Source organism: Ruminococcus sp. YRD2003, assembly GCA_900109435.1.
GTDB classification, from domain to species: Bacteria; Bacillota; Clostridia; order Oscillospirales; family Ruminococcaceae; genus Ruminococcus; species Ruminococcus flavefaciens_G.
In genome coordinates, this window is sequence record FNZT01000015.1 from 18051 (window position 1) to 36237 (window position 18187).

At 44.6% G+C, this 18187-nt stretch carries 16 protein-coding genes; 13 read left to right on the forward strand and 3 right to left on the reverse strand.

Annotated features, from left to right (window positions below; translation table 11 throughout):
* Window positions 1-10 precede the first annotated feature (10 nt).
* Window positions 11-1663 (reverse strand): N-6 DNA methylase, encoded by a 1653-nt coding sequence (locus tag BMX22_RS12690; protein ID WP_074742798.1) that lies wholly within the window; start codon window positions 1661-1663, stop codon window positions 11-13.
* Window positions 1664-1913: 250 nt separating this feature from the next.
* Here BMX22_RS12690 and BMX22_RS12695 point away from each other — a divergent pair, with 250 nt between their 5' ends.
* The 13 genes from BMX22_RS12695 to BMX22_RS16545 all read left to right on the forward strand — a co-directional run bounded on the left by BMX22_RS12695 (window position 1914) and on the right by BMX22_RS16545 (window position 16271).
* Window positions 1914-4430, forward strand: coding sequence for a PD-(D/E)XK nuclease family protein (locus BMX22_RS12695; RefSeq protein WP_074742799.1), 2517 nt, complete (start codon window positions 1914-1916; stop codon window positions 4428-4430).
* A complete protein-coding gene (locus tag BMX22_RS12700; protein WP_074742800.1) occupies window positions 4423-7683 on the forward strand; it encodes a UvrD-helicase domain-containing protein in 3261 nt (1086 codons plus the stop codon). Before BMX22_RS12695 ends, BMX22_RS12700 begins: the two co-directional genes overlap by 8 nt.
* 236 nt (window positions 7684-7919) lie before the next feature.
* Window positions 7920-8327: a hypothetical protein gene (locus BMX22_RS12705; RefSeq protein ID WP_074742801.1), complete on the forward strand. Its 408-nt coding sequence runs from the start codon at window positions 7920-7922 to the stop codon at window positions 8325-8327.
* A gap of 1 nt (window position 8328) precedes the next feature.
* Window positions 8329-8658, forward strand: a complete 330-nt coding sequence (locus tag BMX22_RS12710; protein ID WP_074742802.1) for a hypothetical protein — start codon at window positions 8329-8331, stop codon at window positions 8656-8658.
* Window positions 8659-8699: 41 nt separating this feature from the next.
* Window positions 8700-9605: a hypothetical protein gene (locus BMX22_RS12715; RefSeq protein ID WP_074742803.1), complete on the forward strand. Its 906-nt coding sequence runs from the start codon at window positions 8700-8702 to the stop codon at window positions 9603-9605.
* Window positions 9602-10060: a hypothetical protein gene (locus BMX22_RS12720; RefSeq protein ID WP_074742804.1), complete on the forward strand. Its 459-nt coding sequence runs from the start codon at window positions 9602-9604 to the stop codon at window positions 10058-10060. The genes BMX22_RS12715 and BMX22_RS12720 overlap by 4 nt, the downstream gene beginning before the upstream one ends.
* A gap of 29 nt (window positions 10061-10089) precedes the next feature.
* Window positions 10090-11133 carry a hypothetical protein gene (locus BMX22_RS12725; RefSeq protein WP_074742805.1) on the forward strand — a complete coding sequence of 348 codons (1044 nt, stop codon included), beginning with the start codon at window positions 10090-10092 and terminating at the stop codon, window positions 11131-11133.
* Between the two features lie 124 nt (window positions 11134-11257).
* On the forward strand, window positions 11258-12259 hold the full coding sequence (locus BMX22_RS12730) for a hypothetical protein (protein ID WP_074742806.1): 1002 nt from the start codon (window positions 11258-11260) through the stop codon (window positions 12257-12259).
* A gap of 37 nt (window positions 12260-12296) precedes the next feature.
* Window positions 12297-12794: an SLOG family protein gene (locus tag BMX22_RS12735; protein WP_074742807.1), complete on the forward strand. Its 498-nt coding sequence runs from the start codon at window positions 12297-12299 to the stop codon at window positions 12792-12794.
* Entirely contained in the window at window positions 12769-13395 is a 627-nt protein-coding gene (locus BMX22_RS12740; RefSeq protein ID WP_074742808.1) for a zeta toxin family protein, read from the forward strand. The genes BMX22_RS12735 and BMX22_RS12740 overlap by 26 nt, the downstream gene beginning before the upstream one ends.
* Before the next feature lie 45 nt (window positions 13396-13440).
* Entirely contained in the window at window positions 13441-14616 is a 1176-nt protein-coding gene (locus BMX22_RS12745) for a hypothetical protein (protein ID WP_074742809.1), read from the forward strand.
* 285 nt (window positions 14617-14901) lie between these two features.
* Entirely contained in the window at window positions 14902-16104 is a 1203-nt protein-coding gene (locus BMX22_RS12750; RefSeq protein WP_074742810.1) for an RtcB family protein, read from the forward strand.
* Entirely contained in the window at window positions 16104-16271 is a 168-nt protein-coding gene (locus BMX22_RS16545; protein ID WP_177173031.1) for a hypothetical protein, read from the forward strand. The genes BMX22_RS12750 and BMX22_RS16545 overlap by 1 nt, the downstream gene beginning before the upstream one ends.
* A gap of 205 nt (window positions 16272-16476) precedes the next feature.
* Here BMX22_RS16545 and BMX22_RS12755 read toward each other — a convergent pair whose 3' ends face one another.
* Complete coding sequence (locus tag BMX22_RS12755) at window positions 16477-17547, reverse strand: hypothetical protein (RefSeq protein WP_074742811.1); 1071 nt, start codon at window positions 17545-17547, stop codon at window positions 16477-16479.
* Complete coding sequence (locus BMX22_RS12760; protein ID WP_074742812.1) at window positions 17540-17995, reverse strand: hypothetical protein; 456 nt, start codon at window positions 17993-17995, stop codon at window positions 17540-17542. Before BMX22_RS12760 ends, BMX22_RS12755 begins: the two co-directional genes overlap by 8 nt.
* Window positions 17996-18187 lie beyond the last annotated feature (192 nt).

The following is an 18187-nucleotide window of genomic DNA, read 5'->3' on the forward strand; positions in this document are numbered from 1 at the left end:
AATCACCTTCTTATTCGCTCACAAGAAAGAATTCGGTGAGCTCCTTTTCAGCCTTTTCGAGCTGCTCCTGTAATTTGATGATTTCCTGCTGCTTCTTGATATACTTTTCACTGATCCTTTTCTGCTCAGTCATTGAACACATAGGTATCATAAGCCCTTTGAGCGCTTCAATGGGCAGATTCAGTATTGCAGTACCGACAAGGATACTGCGCAGCTGTGCCTGTCCCTGCTGGCTGTCAAGATAAGCCTTGAGATAGAACGGATCTGTCTTTGACTCATCGATCTCGATTATATACAGATTGCCGTTCACAAGATAGCGCTGACTTTCTTCAAGGCTGACTATCGCAGTCTTGACAGGGAATCCGTTCTTTGTCATAACTAATGCGCCGTCAGTTGCACAATACTTATCATAGCGCTTGTCCAGTCCTTTAAGATATGTCAAATCATTTGAAATGACGCCTTTGTTCATATCGGAGAGCATCAGAAGGCGCGTATCTGTCTCGCTTTCGCTGAAATGCGAATCCAGGTCTCCTGCCTTTATCTGCGCACCGCGTGTAACTCTTGTTATGAGTTCGGAGAACGGAACAGAATCCTTTTCGACCTTGACTTCCTCCGTATAGCTTTTGGGATAGAGGTCGTAATTGTTACCTGCGATCTCGTCATAGCCTACTGTGCGGCTGTTTCCGCATTTTTTGCCGAGAAGTCCGAGAATTTCCTCGACATTTTCATCAGAAAGTGTGTTTCTGCGGCGAACAGGCGTAAATATCTCTGTTGCATCTATCATATTCACTGAATTGTTCGATTTGCTGAACACTACCAATGATGATGATACAGATGTTTCGCTGTAAAGATTGGTCGGAAGTGCGACTATAGTCTCTATATATCCCGAGGATACGAACTTTTCCCGCCATTTGCTGTCTGACTGGTTCCATAAAGTGCTGTTCATGAATACGCATACTGCTTTTCCGTTATCAGCCATGAGCTCAATGCACTTACCTGCAAAAAGCCAGTCGGCAGAGGCGGAATGATTGCAATAAGGGTCGAAAAACTTCCATTTTACTCCCATTGGACTATGACAGAATATCTTGTCGTACTCGCCCTCGAGCTTGAGCGAATCCTCAGAAGTAACAGTTATTTTCCCACCGAGGATATCAGCTCTCATCATTGCTATCACGCGATGTTCGGCATTTATCTCGCTTTCAGTGCAGTCGTTTTCATAGCCGAGGACACGACATTCGCGGATAAATGAGGATTGACCTGCACACAGGTCAGCCAGTCTGTTGTCGGGAGATATCTCCAGCAGCCGTGCAGACAGCCTTGAAAGCCCTGCAGGCGTTTCACTGTATTCTCTCGGATGAGTACAGAACGATTCAAACAGCAGATATGCCGCATAGTCCTCACATTTGCAGTTGCTTACAAGCGAGTGTAAGACCTCCCACTTATTTCCGAGCGTGTTCATCAACACGGGGGATACCTGTGGTCTGACAGGGTACTCTTCAAGAAAAGCGTCAAAATCCTTCGGTATATTGCCTCGCGTCTTAGCTATTACGTATGCCGCCGAGTAATTCGATCTCAGCGTATTATCCTTGAATGTCCTTTGCAGAAGAACGGCAGCTTTTGAGGTGTCTCTCTTTTTTAGTACAGTTACATTATATGAATCCACAGGGAAGCCTCCTTTGTTTGATATTATCAATCCTTATTTTTATTCTATCACGAAACAACGGATTTGTCAATACCCGAGATATAATATTAAATATTATGATAGCTGAAACAGTTAGATTTAAGCGTGAAAAGTGGCTGATTTGATATTTCCTTAACATGGATTGACAATACCATGAGCATATAGTATAATAGTATAAAATAATAATTTTCAGTCGTTTATACACTATACATTCCCGAAACGAGGCGAAATTATGAGAGAAACTATTATACTGGCTCCAGGAGCAAATGGGACTGAGCTCCTGAGGAGCCTTGCGCGTCACGGCGTGAATACGCTGTGTATGCGCGTCATGAGCAGCACTGAGCTCGCAGAGACAGCCTTGATGAGAAGCGGAAAGACTACCGCAGAGACATTCATCAGGTCAGCAGACGAGCCTGCGCTTATCTTCAGCTTTTTGAACGATATCAGCTATTTCTCGTCAGCTTCCTTTGCAGATGCACAGAACATTGCTGTGGCTCTCGATACGCTGCGTAAGCTTATCATTTCCGACGAGAGCACGGCACTGCACGACAAGCTCTCACATGGTGAGTTCCGCGAGAACAGCATGGCTCTTGGTGAAGTCTACGACAGGTACATAGCCGAGCTGAAGGCGCACGGACTGATCGACGGGATACAGCTCATAAGGCGTGCAGTTGAAAATGCCGAGCCCATCAATTCTGACTTCATAACACTCAGCGAGTACCCGATAACGCCGCTTGAAGCTGTTCTCACAGGCGTAGTCTCTGACGGCAGATACAGGCAGGTCAGTCTCCGTGAGCTGTTCAATGTCGAGACAGGTATCGTGGACTATTGCGATATAACAGAGGCATACGGTGCTGCGAACGAGGTCGAGCACATAATAGATATGATACTCAGAAACGGTACTCCCTTCGACGAATGTGTTGTTGCTGTTACAGATACAGCGCAGTATTCCCAGCTTTTCTACGACTTAGCCGGCAGATACGGTATCCCGATAACATTTGGCTGTGGGATACCGCTGACTAATACGACGGCTGCCGGTCTGCTGAGAGACCTTATGAAATGGGAAACAAGCGGAGCACACGGCCGTGACGCTCTGTTTGACGTCATTTTCAGCGAATGCTTCGACCGTCAGGGGCTCATTGAGGACCTCGCCGTAAACGATGAAAGACAGCTCCGAACACTCGTTGATTTTGCGGGCACTATGCGCCTTTCCGGCAGCAAGGCCAAGAACGACAGCCGTCTTTCGGCTTATCTGAACAGCTTTCCACAAAACAGTGAGTTCGCAGAGTCAGCAAGGCTGATCGCGGCACAGTTCGAGCGAGGTATATCATATATCGTCAAAAACTATGCGGTTATACGCGACGGCGCAAGCGGACGAATTGACCGTTCGGCGGTCAAGGCGGTCTGCGACGAAATTGACGCGTATACCATGCTGTCAGGCGGAAATGCGGTCGATATAATACCTCAGCTTTTGCGCAAAAGCGTGTGCAGCGAGAACAGCCGTGAAGGAGCGCTTCATGTGACCGGCATCAAACAGGCGATGTGCAGTCTCAGGAGCAAACTTTTCATTGCGGGGCTGTCCGCCGACATTTTCCCCGGCTCACCGGCTGAGAACTACCTTGTCCCCGACGGCGATTTTCTGCTGTATGACAGTGCTGCGCCGACTTCTGAGGCTGTCATAAACAACAGAAAAAAATCACTCAACGACCTTATAACAATAGCCTCGGCACTCAAAAATACTGTTCATCTTTCCTATTCAGGTTATGATACAGCAGAGCTAAAGGAGTCGAACGCTTCGTCTCAGCTCTTCGAGATATTCAGGGCGAAAAACGGCGATACTTCAACTCTCGATGATCTCAGGAACAGCGTAAGTCGTGTCGGCTTCTTCGATGACAGCTTTTCGGCTCAAAGGCTGATAGGAAGAGCGTATAATAACGGAGATAAGATCATCGGAACGGCGACCGAAGAAAAGGCAGAGACGGCGGCTTCTGTCAGCCTTGACAAGACTTTCTCGCCGAGTTCTGTCGAGGCTTATTTATCCTGCCCGAGAAAATACTATTTCTCAAAGATCCTTAGGCTTGAGGAGCCCGAGGAGGATGACGTTTTCACTGTTATTGGTGCGCTTGACCGCGGTATCCTCATCCATGACCTGATGAAGGATTCAGCTGAGCAGAAATGGTCGAGAGAGGAACTGCTTTCCGAGGCAAAACGTCGCTTTGACGCTTTTCTGACGTCACGTCCTCCTGTGAACGCACCTGATGTTGTCCGCGAACGTGAAGAAATAATGCAAATGGTCGAAAACGGCTTCGACAGCAGAAAAGAGAATACTGTGGAGGAGTCTGAGTGCGATATTGAGCCCGTTGAGTTTGGGGGCATAAAACTCCAGGGCAGGCTCGACAGGCTGGAGAAAACACCTGACGGTCAACACGTTATTGTCGACTTCAAGACGAGCCGCAAGATCTCCCATGTAGAGAATGACACTGCTTCGTGTATGCAGGTGCTCCTCTACGCGGCCATGCTCGAAAAGTCAAAAGGTATTACGGTAAGCGGCGGCGAATACCGCTATCTGCGTGACAAAAGGTCAGTTAAATGCGAATATAACGAACAGATCAGAAATGAACTGGAGCATATGATAGAGAGCTTTGCTTACGGAGTTGGCAACGCCGATTTCAGAAGGACTGAAGTGAAGGATAATTGCCGATACTGCGGATTCGCAGGGATCTGCAAGGAGGTGAAGAACGATGACTGATATGGACAAGCTCGCAAGAGAACGTATTTCAACTGAGATAGACACCAATTTCTTCGTTGAAGCAGGTGCAGGCTCCGGCAAGACCACTCAGCTCGTTCAGCGCATGACTGCTATGGTCAGAGCCGGTATCCCTGTTGGGAAAATATCCGCTATCACCTTCACAAAAGCTGCTGCAAGGGAGTTTTACCAGCGCTTCCAGAAGGAACTGATACGCCTTTCGGCTGATGAAAAAGTCGAACTCGCAGAAAGAGTGAGATGCGCTGAGGCGCTCCGTGACATCGACCTATGCTTTATGGGTACGATAGATTCCTTCTCGCACCTGATACTTCACGAGCACCCTGTTGAGGGCGGTATCCCCTCCGATTCGGCGGTCAAGAGCGAGAATGAGATGAGAACGGTCTACCGCCGGGAATATTCAACTATACTCAGGCGCGAATACGGCGATGAGCTTTTTGCGAAGTACGAGCGTTTCAGGTCAGTCCAGAATCGCCCCAGCGAGGTTTTTGCCGCGTTTATTCCCGAAATAATAGAAGCGAGAGCATCGCGTTTCATTTATGAAATGCCTGATGATACAGACATCGAGAGCGTTTTCAGCAATGAGATAACTGCTGTGAGAAATGCACTGCGCTGCCTTTACAGCCACCCGGAAGCCATCAGTGAGGGAACTGGAGACTGCCGCGAGAGCAAGAAACTGCTTATGCAGAAATACGATATGCTGAGCCGCCCTTGGAACGGCAATATCGACAACGTGTGCTACGTCCTCGGCAAGCTGGACGGGCTCAGGTTGACGTGCTCACCAAGTGAGATAGGCGTGCTCGACGAGTCGCTATTTGAATTCACAGGAAAAAGAGTGACATACTATCAGTTCATGATAAAGGAAACAGACCTGTTCAGAGCGCTGACAGAGCTGAGGTACTCGTTCACAATGGACTTCCTCGTTTCGGCTGCAAGAGCGATAGCTGAGAAACTTCGCAAAAACGGCGAGCTGACATTTTTTGATTACAAGCTGTACCTCCGGGATATGCTGAAAAAGGACACGGAGAACGGCGGCAAGCTCATACGCCACATCTTCGACCGTCACAGCTATTTCCTCATCGATGAGTTTCAGGACACTGACCCTATGCAGGCAGAGATATTCTTCTATCTCACAGCGGAAGAGCCTGTTGCGAACTGGCGTGAATGCGTTCCGCGCAAGGGCTCGCTGTTCATTGTCGGAGACCCCAAGCAGTCGATATACCGCTTCCGTTCGGCAGACGTAGCCGCTTTCAAGGAGGTACGTCATCTGTTTGAGAACGGTGTTGGCGAGGTAGTGCAGCTGACGCGTAATTTCCGTTCAACTGCAAAACTCAGAAACTGGTTCAACGACACATTCAAGCGGCTGCTTCCCGAAGATACGCCACATCAAAGCAGATTCAGTCCAATTCCGATAGAGGATACGGACGACAGCTCCCTTATCGGAGGCGTTTGGACGTATAATGTGGAGATGAATCGCAATTCGATAGTCGATGACGAAGTACAGGTCGCTAAGATAATACGCGGTCTTGTCAGTGACAAGGATAAGCTTATAAAGAGCAGTAATGAAGCTCCTGCACGGAATGTGCGATTTAGCGACTTCATGGTCATAGTCAATAACAAGAATCACATCACCAAGTTTTTGCGTGAATTCGAGCGCTGCAATATCCCTGTAATGGTCGAGGGCAAGATAGAGTTCAGCGATTGTCCTGCACTGTGCGCAATGGTGCCTGTTATGGAGGCGGCTGCTGATCCGTATAATAAAACGGCTGTATACAGCGCTCTGATCGGCATGGTGTTCAACATTAGCGACAGCGAGCTCATCGAGCTGAGGAACAGCGGCGGCAGGCTTACGCTTTTCGGATCAGATCAGAACGAGGCACCCGAGTGTGAGAAGATAAAGGCTGCCAAAGATAAGCTTGCAAAGCTGGCTGTCAAGGCTCGCACGATGACACCGGCTGCGCTGTTCTGCGCTGCTATGGACGAGCTGCGTATCATCGAGAAGACGGGAGCGGCTTATCTCGAATACCTGTACTATGCGCTTGAACTGCTAAGGTCAGCGGAAGTACAGGGCGAGGTCGTAAGCGTTCGTGACGGAGCGGCGTTCCTGCGTGATCTGCTCGACGAATCCGCGCAGGAGCGTTGTATCAGCCTGCAGCGTGACAGCGACCGTGTACACATTGCAAATCTGCACAAGGTCAAGGGTCTTGAAGCTCCCGTTGTGATACTGGCAGATCCTCACACAACAGATCATTCACCCGACAAGCGCACGGAGCATAATGCTGACGGAAGTGACTGCTACATATTCTCGCTCTCTCAGAAGAAGCCGAAAATAGCCGAAACAGAGCGCTATCCGGCTGCATTTATCGACGAGGAGGAATCAATGACTGCCGAAAAGCTGCGCCTGCTGTACGTTGCGGCGACGCGAGCGCGTAATCTGCTGATAATAAGCAACGCTGTAAAATCTTCGGGAGAACCTGCAAACGGAAATCCGTGGGAACCGCTGTTGTACGATACCGATGGTGACATATTCAGCCTTATAAATCAAGCTGACGATACGGATATGGCGCAGCGTACGGAGGCTAATGCTGCTGAGCTCTATGACGAAGCAGAAAAAACATCGCTCTTTAATGAAACGGAGCCAGGAAAACCGACGTATGCTATCATTCGTCCGAGCCAGATAAAGCTGAAGTCAGTTATAGACTCCGAGGATGATTTCGAGGATAACGCCGATGCTGAGGTGCGTGCAAAGGAGATACGCACGAATGCAGCTCTTGTGGGGACTATGGTACACAGGCTTATGGAGTGCTTAGTCTCTGCGAAAAGCCAAACGGATCCCGTAAAGCTCGCCGCTGAGATAGTGGGGAAATATAATGCTTCGGACGAATACGTGGATATGCTGAAAAAAGTGTATGAGTGCATGAACAGCGGCGGATATCCGCAGAGCAACGGTATTGGCAGCGATCTGCTGGCGGAGCTGAGCGGAGCAGAGGAAGTCCACTGCGAGGTGCCGTTTTGCCATAGAGCCGAAGAGGCTGACGGGACGTTTGCGCTGTGGAACGGCGTTATTGACCTGCTTTATAAGAAGGACGGCAAATGGCACATCATCGACTACAAGACGAATGCCGAGGCGAACTCACTCGACCACAAGTACGAGGACCAGCTCAGCGCTTATAGGGCGGCAGTTCTTGCAATAACTGGCGAGGAGGCGGACGCTTCGATCTATCACATAGACGTATGAACTATAATAGTATACTCTGAAAGACAGCCACAGGTACTATCCTGTGGCTGTTTCTTTATTCACAATTCTTATAAGATATGCCAAATCCTAAAATGTGAAAAATAATATTTGTTAATCGAAAATTCGCAGAATCAGACAAACAAATCTGTAAATACCTCTTGACAAACAAGCTTTGATATGTTATAATCAAATCGATGAAACAAAGGATTTGCAATATCAAGCTTTTGGAGAAGGTTATGACAGTATTTGTTGGAGGTTCAAAAACCATAAGCGGGCTGAATGCTGAAACGATATCTGCTCTTAATGCGATCTGCAAGGCAGAAGACAAGATTGTTATTGGCGACTGCTTCGGAGCAGATAAGCTCGTTCAGGAATACCTTGCTAAGCGGCAATACGCCAATGTTGAGATCTATATCAGCGGAGAGAATACAAGGAATAATCTTGGCGGTTTTCCTGAGAAGCATATCCCTGCGGAAGGAATGTCAGGATTCCAATTCTATAGGCGGAAGGATATAGCGATGGCAAAAGATGCTGATATTGGGCTTATGCTATGGGACGGCAAGACGAGAGGAACGTTTTGCAATATAGAAGATATGAGGACAATGGGAAAAGAAGTCCGCGTTATTATGTACAAGGGTGAATAGTATGAAAAGAGGCATATTCTGGCTTATAGGCGACAAACTTCAATGCTATCCTTTTGACGGCAGCATTCCAGAGGGAATCGCGAAATCCGGGAATACCTACAACCACAAAAAGCTGTGGGAGCATATCCTCCCCTGCGGCAGAAAAGTAGGATTCGACTACTATCCGAGAGGACGCGTGGAGATAACCCCCAAGGGCAAGGCTGTGATATATATGAGCCCGCATATCGGGAGCGAATATCTCGCTGAGATATGCACGGCTTTTGAACTGGAATCTGAGCCGATAGTGAAATATGACCACAGCGAGCATTATCATTGTTACCTTGATAGATGAACACGATAGACTTGAGAAGATTGATGAGGGAGAAATAAGAAATGAAAACATCTGTACTTGATTTTATTGACTCGAAAACGCTCCGCCAGCACCTGAGCGGTCAGACACTCGCTCCGGCGGTTGAATGTATTCTTATCGCGCAGAGCCGCAGTCGTTCTTTCAATGATAAACTTGCAGCTTTGCAGGAGAGATATGAACATTACTCAACAGAAGACTTTAAAAGAGGGGCATATAACAGCTTCGCTGAAGATTTTAAATGGGCTTTGAAGGAGTATATTGAATTTAAGCAGGGATTACTTGAAAACATAAATGATGCCTCGTTCTATGGTGAACATTACAGAGTATTTACGATAGAAGCGGACGATTATGAAATAAATGGTACTATATGCTTTGAATTGAATAGAGCTATTGCAATCGCAAAAATGTTGGAGGGCGAAGATTGTAAAATAATCATGCGCGAATTTAACTATGTTGATACTGAACCTTTTACCATTGAACTGAATTCTCATAAAGAGATTATTGACATTTTTATTTCCAAATATGTAGACGCCGAGTACAATGTCCAAAACGCATATGCAGAGATACCGCATAAATACGAGATAGGAGATATCGTCAAATCGGGCGATAATTATGCAGTTGTCGCAGACGTTAAGCATTATAAAGTGTTGCCGGATTACATGAAACACAGCGATGATACAGATATGTGCCTGTACTGCCTTGGATACTATAAAGATCAACTCCATTCATGTAAAGGAGCCTTCGGGCATCTTCATTTTCTTATCCTCAAGACAGAGTTGTGTCCGGAAGAAGAACTGCCGGAGAGTAAAAAGGAACTTATCGTATTAAGCAGGCTGCTAAAGGGCGAGATACGAATAGCAGACTTTTTGGAAATGTACAGTAACGGAGATATTGACAGTTTGATGAAGATAAAGGGGCTGATAAAATGAAAAAGCCGAGAATACTTGTCACTTCCGCAAGAAATGCGCTGCGTTATGTTATGAGGCATTTCTGCGAGCCAGGACTTACAGAAGTTCCCGAAAAGACTGATAAATACGCTGCAATATCCATACAGGATACTATCGGGGGAGGCTTTGGCTTTGAACTAAAGACAAATAAATACTGCAAGGACGTTCTCACGCTTTACTTTGATGATATCGAAGAGCCCGAGCACGGTCTGAAGCTGATAACACCGAATCAGGCTAAAGACATTGTAATGTTCATTAAAAAGCATGAAAATGATGTTGATACGCTGCTCATTCACTGTTTTGCCGGCGTTTCACGTTCAAAAGCAGTCGGAGCTTTTGCCAGCGAACTACTCAATATCCCGTCAAATAATGAGCAGGGATACAATGAATATGTGTACGCCCTCCTTCAAAGGGTATGGCTTGAAATGAGTAAATAACAGGATTATAGCATTAAGGAGGGAGTATTATGAGAAATACAATTGACAAGAATATGCTCGAATTCCTTCATCAGTCTCAAAAATCGGTTGTTTATATAAACAGCAGGGATAGAGAACTGACAGATAATACACTGGAAAGATTCATTTATGAAAAAGAGCGTGAGAATATATTTGGAGACTGTTATAATGATATGTTTTCAGCCGTTAGTTTTGTTCAGCGTAATTATGATTATTATCGTTATATTGCAAAGTCGTGTATAGGAGACTTAAGCGGAGATGAAACTCTTGATGAACTCTTTGAAAAGATATATCATTCGGTAGGCTGGGTCACCCTTATAATCAGAAATATTGACCTCGTTGCTGATAAAAAGGAACAGCTTGATGAAATGATACAATACTTGTACCGATTTGCCGGAAGAAAGGCTCATATCATCATAAGCGGCAGCGGAAGCATCGAAGAGGTATTCGGAAATACAGATGCCGCATTGGATACTGTTTCTTTTTCAGCCTTTGAAGCTGATGACGAATGCGTCAGAACAGTAATATATGAACAGGAAGAGAAACCTGAGACTGAAGAGATCATATATGCAGAACCTATGGAAGAAAATGAAGAATTGATCTATAATTGGGAAATGATGAATTATTATTTATCTGAATATAACTGCTTTGATTTTTCATATTTCAAAAGGCTGTATTTTCAGACATGGCAGTACTTTGGTTCTCGAATTAAAGAAGAGTATTGTTACAGAAAGGATATTTTGCTGATAAGAGAAATGAGTTATTTTAAGAGATCTGATGGTCAGGAAATATATGGCTGCAAAAACTGGGAATATGATGCGGCATATCAGCTGACAAAAGGATTGACGTATGGTATAGCTGGTGAATATCATAACGTTTTGGACGAAAAGTCACTTCTGATAAACGTAATGATTTATGACCAGGAGTATAACGGTTCCGGTATACATATTACAGGATATATGGAAAGACCTATCAGACTTACAAGAAGACATTATGAGATGGCGATTGATGCTTTGACAGAAGAAATACACAGAATCACATACGATGGAGAATAGGATCATAATTGATTCAATTGAAAAAGGATAAAGCTGTGGATATTTTCAATTACCTTTAGCCGTTATTTGATGAGCTTGATACGTTCTTATCAAGCACTATTACTGCGTACAGGAGGAGTTATAAATGAACAAGGAATTATCAGCAATCTTAAAAGAATTACTCGCTTATTTTGGCGATGAGTATTACAGGAACTGGCTCTACGATAACCGCGAGCAGTATATCAGCGATTATGACTGCTTTAAAATTGTGCCCTGTCTGCCAATTGATCTGAGAAAAAAGCTTGAATTAATTGAAAGGATCAGACCGCACCTGAGCGACAAACAGGATGAAATAGTTCTTGCAACAGTAAAAGCCTATGAGCTCGGGCTGCAATTGCTTCATGAGGAGTCCCCCGACATTCTTTTCCAGGTCACTGAAAGAGGACGGTATACCATAAATGGTATCGAATTCTATGAAGACCATACATGGCCCTGCCATTCATATAAGGAGTTTGTCTGGTACCATGAAAGCTTTTTTGCTGAAGGAGAGGATTATAAAAACAAAAAATATGATGATTTCTGGTATGTCATCGAACGTTATCGCCTTGTGGACAATGAATACAAATATGAGGCTAATTATGTTATCACAGGAAACCTTGACATTATAAATGTTTATTACCCTTGGGAAAATGACAGAAGCGAATGCGTTCTTGATTCGGAATCTCAAATGTGGTATCGTCCTGATATGGGTAGGTTGTACCTTCCAATGCCTTATAAAGAGGGCGATATCCTGACCGTGGACTGCCAGCCTTTCCATAGGCCTCATCACGCGGTGGTTGTTTATACGCATGATAATAACCTGGATTGCTGTACTCCCGGATGCCTGCATTATATGGAAGACGGCTACATGTGCGGAGAACGCTGGCGATATGTTGACTGCCATTCTATCAAGCACTATTACTGCGGACAGGAGGAGTTGTCTCCCCTGATAAACGTCGGTCTGTATGAGGGTGAGCTTCCCGAAGATGAGGCGCTTATCGGTGCCGTGAGCAAATACATCAAAACACACGAAAACGGCGCAAGGGAGATAGATGAATTCCTCGACAAGGAAGATGAAGAAAAGCTGTGGGAGTTCATCTCCAAATAACAGATAATCAAGAAAAAACGATAGGAGAAATATCACTATGTACAAATCCGCTTGTTTTACAGGTCACAGAGAAATATCCGAAAACCCGAAAAAGCTTTCTGAGCGGCTGTATAATGTGCTCGAGAAGCTTATAGCTGAGGAAGGGATAACAGATTTTTATGCAGGAGGTGCCTGCGGCTTCGATACGATAGCTGCGATGGATGTACTGAAGCTGCGCAGTAAATATCCAGAGGTCAAGCTGCATCTTGTACTCCCGTGTTCAAACGAGGAACAGACAAGAAACTGGACACCTACTCAGAAATACGACTTCAAGAGCGTTCTGAGCCGTGCAGACAGTATCGAGTATACATCTGAGCGCTTTTTCAAGGGCTGCATGGGAAAGAGAAATGCACGGCTCGTTGAGTGCGCTGCGGACTACTGCATCTGCTACTATGACAAGCAGAAGCAGGGCGGAACTGCGCAAACTGTGAGAATGTCGCAAGAAAAAGGGCTGAAGGTTGTGAATCTATATGAGTGTAAGAAAAGCAATCGATAATGAGAAAGAGTTTACGATAGTTGCCGGCGTAAACGGTGCAGGAAAAAGCACTTTTATCGAGTGGTACACATCTGATGAAAACAAGCTCGGACGCATTATCGACGCGGACAAGCTCGCGCGTGAGCATGGCAGTCTCATCGCCGGAGGGCGTAAAGCTCTCGAGGAGATAGACTTCTGTATCGAGAACGGTATAAATTTCTGTCAGGAGACCACTCTTTCAGGAAAACAGATCATAAGAACTATCAAAAAAGCGAAAGCTCATGGATATAGAGTCGAAATAATCTATCTTGGATTGGATACGATCGAGGAACATATAGCTCGCGTTGCGAAACGAGTTTCCGAGGGCGGACACGATATTCCCGAGGACGTAATACGCCGCAGGTTTGCTTCGCGTTTCGAGTGTCTATGCAGGATCCTACCATTATGCGACGGAGGAACGCTTGGCAGATTTGAGAATTCATTTGATTATGTGGCATTATATTTTGGCGGGAAATTATACGATTTTAATTTGAATGACCGCAGGTGGATTAAGGAATTCTATTCGTACTACATAGAATACGGCGGTGAAATGTGGAATTCGCCTGATGTTGGTGAATTATAAAAGAAACGAAGCTCCGACTTTTACTCTTATGGAGGAATATGATTGATGAAAGAAAATCTTGCCAAGCTGTATGCTGGAATAAATACTATAATATATGTCAACGATGCCAGAGAGTATAAATATTACGGAGACGATGGCTCGTCATCGAAATGTACTGTAGATATCCTTGATGTCGAAAACGTAGTCGGCGACCTTAATGCCTGCAACAATGAATATGAAACGCTGACGAAAGGAGATAGGATATCAATAGGCTGGATGGATTCTGAGGACTATGTTGAAAGTACACCCAAGCTCTTGAACGGCTATCGCGGCGATAATATGCTGATATTCCTCAAAAAAGTGTGGTATTATAATGGTACGGAGTACAAAGCCGGCTATTATATGATGTATGTTCGTATAATTATTCCTGATTTGCCGGAGAAATGTACTATCGCTATAGTATCATTACATAAAGCCAGCGAAAACGATAATAAATATCTATATATCAATACTAAAGGAGATATTCTTAAAAAACAGGTCAATCTCTCAGATCTGTATGATGGGATTCTAGACATTGATGTTTGCAAAGATGTTTTCGATAAAGCCGTCAATTTGGTTTATAATAAAGAGTATCGTCAGATATATGATGATGAGTATTATGGTTGGTGCCTGCCGCATAAGCAACTCGTTAGCGAGTTCCGAAACAGTTGCAAAAAGTATAACAATAGTCATTATAATTCAGCTGATAATCTTCCACCTTGGGTATGTAAACAGATATATCAATTCACACCTGAACTCCTTACTCCTTTTCAAAGGCAATATGTTGAAAAATACAGCCGGCTTGGTATTGACAAATATTCTGTCGATAAGGGTTCAGCTGAAGAACTGATTAAAAGAATTTTTATGTTTCTAGAAGAAAGTGAGAGAAGAAACTATTATTTGCGGACATATGAATTGGATTGGCTCTCAGAATATGAAGGCGTAGACAATAATATCATATTCTATGAATTGCTGAAGAAAATAAAAGCAGAGGATTTCATGGGGTTAAAGCCAGTAATGAATAAGGGACGTACTAAAGGTTATATCCTAATTTTCCACGATTCTGATAGATATGTATTGTATGAGAAGAAAAACGGTATAATGAGACGCTATGAATTGCATATATTTGTCGATGCTTGGGGAGAACTAAGTAATGGTGAAGCAATAATGTATGTATCTCTTCATTTTATAGATCAAAACTGATTTTACACCGTCCTTTCGTTTACAGTTCAGTTACATTTTGCGGAAACACTTGACAACCGAGCTGTACACAGCTATAATAAAGCCATATTCTACGAAAGGACGGTGAACACCATGACTAAAAGCTATAACTCATATCCGACATCAAAACTGAATAATAAAACAAGAAAGCATGGAGTTTGCCATATGTGTACAGCCGTGTGCTGAGCTTTTGCGCGCACAAATATGTCAGGCACTCCTGCGGGAGTGCTTTTTTTGTACCCATTTGCAGACTCGGAAAGGGAAACTATGATTGAATTAACAGGAAAATACAACACCGCCAAGGTGTTTACAGATGTTATCGAAAAGACCGCTATGTCGCAGATTACCGAGATATGCAATCAGCCTATGACTGAAGGAGCAAAGATACGCATAATGCCTGATGTTCACGCAGGCGCAGGCTGCACTATCGGTACGACTATGACCGTTACCGATAAGGTCGTGCCCAATTTTGTCGGCGTGGATATCGGCTGCGGAATGGAGACAATTCGCATCAAGGAGAAGCACATCGAGCTTCAGAAGCTCGACAAGCTCATCCACGAAAAGATTCCCTCGGGCTTCAAGGTCCGCGAAGAGGCGCACCGCTATGCGGAGCAGATAGATCTCACTGAACTCTACTGCTACGATAAGATAAAGTCGGCACGCGCTGAGTTGAGCATAGGTACTCTCGGCGGCGGCAACCACTTCATCGAGGCTGACAAGGGCGAGGACGGCTGTATTTACATCATTATCCACTCGGGCTCGCGTCATCTCGGAGTCGAGACTGCAAGCTATTATCAGGAAAAGGCTTTCTTCAACCTTGCGCGGAACAGGGAGGATGTAAAGGCTCTCATAGAGATGTACAAGGAAATGGGCAAGGAGAAGAAGATAGAGGAAGCTATAAAGCGCCTTAAAAATACCGGAAAGGTCGGTATCCCCAAGCATCTTTCTTACTGTGAAGGCGAGCTTTTTGACCAGTATGTCCACGATATGAAGATAGTTCAGAGATTTGCCATGATAAACCGTCAGGCGATGATGGACGAGATCATCAAGGGTATGCACCTCCACGTAGAAGAGCAGTTCACAACTATCCACAACTACATAGATACAGATACGATGATACTCCGCAAAGGCGCAGTTTCTGCTCAGGCAGGCGAAAAGCTCCTGATACCGATAAATATGCGTGACGGCAGCCTTATCTGCACAGGCAAGGGCAACCCTGACTGGAACTGTTCTGCTCCTCACGGTGCCGGACGTCTTATGTCGCGCTCGGAGGCAAAGCAGAGCTTCACTGTTTCGGAGTTCAAGAAGCAGATGGACGGTATCTATACGACTTCCGTAAACGCCGGAACGCTTGACGAGTGCCCTATGGCGTACAAGTCGCTGAACGACATCGTTGACAATATCGGCGATACCGTCGAGATAAACGAGATTATCAAGCCTATCTACAACTTCAAGGCAGGTGAAGAATAATGGAGAAATTCGTTCCTTTTGACAAAATGAGCAAGAAGGAGCAGAAAAAGCTGAATGACAGCAAGCGCCGTGACTGGAACGGGCTCAACCCTGTCACGCGCGTCGCTCCCGAAAATAAGAAGGCATATAAACGCAAGCCGAAACATCCTAACAAAATCGAAGAATGATATCAACATTAGACGAAAAGAAAACGACCTTGGCATCCTCGCCAAGGTCGTTTTGATTCTGCAGTCGATGAATTGCGGCTTTTTTGTATTTCAACTGGCATTGATCTTGTCAGTTACCGAGCGGCAGGCGGAATGAGCTATTAGTATACATTCAACAGCCGGAGGCAGCGTTTTATTCTCGAGCATTCTCCTGAGAGTCTGTGAATCAATAAAAGAAGTGATCTGTTCCATATTTATTCCTTTCATATTCTTTGATAAGCCTGCGTTTTTCATAAATGTCACCTATCCCTGCTGTTTTGTAGTATTCTTCAAGATAATCCCAGCCGGGAAATGTCCTTTTCATAGCGATTTCGTTCTGAACAGCTTCATAAGCTATGATCAGCATAGAATCGTCAATTCTTCTCTGTTTGCAAGCACTCAGTGCGGTGAGAATACGTTCCCTTCCTGTAAGTTCATCTTTGCAGTAAGCAAGATTATGGTAATCATGGACACATTCATCGTACAAGTGACCTGTGTCATCGACCCAGCAGCCATAAGCTGTCATATCTGTTACATCCCAATAGCTTGTACGCCGTTTCATTTCCTCTTCATCCCTGTTCCAGTAGCAGACTGATGTAAGAACCATTTTGTCTCTGTGAGTATATGATTTATTGGCTTCTACAAGGATATCTCCCTCCTTGAACGGAACAGGGATATGTACCCAGCACCAGTCAAAGATCTCGTTTTCCTCGCTGTATTCGAGTTCATATGAACCGTATATCCGTATGATACTTCCGTTCTTGTCGAAATCAGCAACAATATGCTTGCCTGTATCGAGCTCGCGCATTGTCATTTCTCCAAAGTATTCAAGGTCAGGCTCAGATTCCATTTCACACTTGATATCCTTATACATTGATCTTAAAGCGGTATCATAAGTAGAAAAAATAGTATTTTCTTCAAAGTAATCGTTCATTTTTTCGTTTCGATATTTGTATGTATAGACCATATTGCTGCCACTGTGTTTCAGCAGTTCAAGATAATGCTCCTCTGCTTCGATAGTCTTTTTGAGAGCAGTATAGAAGCTGTTGTAACCAAGAGCATTAGTCATTCTGTCAGAAAGAGCAGAGTCAGGCATAGTTTCCATGATCTCACGGAAAATGCGGTGCTTTTCCTGAACGCTGATACGGCAGCAGTCGTTGATAATAAAGCAGCTTTCGAGCGAGTTGAACTTATGGTCTATACTACGGCAGTGTTCCTCAACATCCTTTGAGTTGAGATAGCTGTAGATATCATTCATATTTGACCTCACTTTCTCCGAGCTCGTCTGCAACGTGTTTAAGCATAAAATAAACATAATCATTGAAGACGATGTCTTTAGTTGGCTGTATTCCAAGGTATTCCCGTGCAAATACTCCAACGGCTTTGGAACGTGATACCCCTGCATAGCAGTGTATGAGAAGCGTATCAACATTCTTGTGTTCTTTTATGAAGTAGATAATATCAAGTGCCTGTTCTTTCTTAAATAGCTTGAAACCGTGGTCGGGTTCTTCAATGTCATCAAAATAAAGTGTAAGTACGCCTTTGCAGTAACGATTCTCAGTGAGCCGGAAACCAAATCCACCGTTCCATGTGTCCTGTATCGAAATTGCAGCGTAGGTATCATTCTGGTCGGGATGGTCGATATGCGTCATAACATATCTCAATGCTTCACGGGCTGATGTTACAAGAATTCTTGGCTTTTTCATAATTATTCGCCTCCTTCTGATAGAAGTATAACACAGTCAATGTCTTCTTATTAAGACATTGACTGTGTTATTATACTAATAGAGAAACGTGTTCACATCCTGATAGATTTGAGTGGGAGGTATAACTATGACTAAAAAAGAGCGCAAAGCAGCACGCAAGGAGTACTTCCGCGAGCATTATGATGACTACGT

Bases quoted from the DNA above. Each gene is read 5' to 3' on its own strand.
- BMX22_RS12695 (WP_074742799.1), top strand. From the start codon at position 1,914: ATGAGAGAAACTATTATACTGGCTCCAGGAGCAAATGGGACTGAGCTC.
- BMX22_RS12700 (WP_074742800.1), top strand. From the start codon at position 4,423: ATGACTGATATGGACAAGCTCGCAAGAGAACGTATTTCAACTGAGATA.
- BMX22_RS12705 (WP_074742801.1), top strand. From the start codon at position 7,920: ATGACAGTATTTGTTGGAGGTTCAAAAACCATAAGCGGGCTGAATGCT.
- BMX22_RS12710 (WP_074742802.1), top strand. From the start codon at position 8,329: ATGAAAAGAGGCATATTCTGGCTTATAGGCGACAAACTTCAATGCTAT.
- BMX22_RS12715 (WP_074742803.1), top strand. From the start codon at position 8,700: ATGAAAACATCTGTACTTGATTTTATTGACTCGAAAACGCTCCGCCAG.
- BMX22_RS12720 (WP_074742804.1), top strand. From the start codon at position 9,602: ATGAAAAAGCCGAGAATACTTGTCACTTCCGCAAGAAATGCGCTGCGT.
- BMX22_RS12725 (WP_074742805.1), top strand. From the start codon at position 10,090: ATGAGAAATACAATTGACAAGAATATGCTCGAATTCCTTCATCAGTCT.
- BMX22_RS12730 (WP_074742806.1), top strand. From the start codon at position 11,258: ATGAACAAGGAATTATCAGCAATCTTAAAAGAATTACTCGCTTATTTT.
- BMX22_RS12735 (WP_074742807.1), top strand. From the start codon at position 12,297: ATGTACAAATCCGCTTGTTTTACAGGTCACAGAGAAATATCCGAAAAC.
- BMX22_RS12740 (WP_074742808.1), top strand. From the start codon at position 12,769: ATGAGTGTAAGAAAAGCAATCGATAATGAGAAAGAGTTTACGATAGTT.
- BMX22_RS12745 (WP_074742809.1), top strand. From the start codon at position 13,441: ATGAAAGAAAATCTTGCCAAGCTGTATGCTGGAATAAATACTATAATA.
- BMX22_RS12750 (WP_074742810.1), top strand. From the start codon at position 14,902: ATGATTGAATTAACAGGAAAATACAACACCGCCAAGGTGTTTACAGAT.
- BMX22_RS16545 (WP_177173031.1), top strand. From the start codon at position 16,104: ATGGAGAAATTCGTTCCTTTTGACAAAATGAGCAAGAAGGAGCAGAAA.
- BMX22_RS12755 (WP_074742811.1), bottom strand. From the start codon at position 17,547: ATGAATGATATCTACAGCTATCTCAACTCAAAGGATGTTGAGGAACAC.
- BMX22_RS12760 (WP_074742812.1), bottom strand. From the start codon at position 17,995: ATGAAAAAGCCAAGAATTCTTGTAACATCAGCCCGTGAAGCATTGAGA.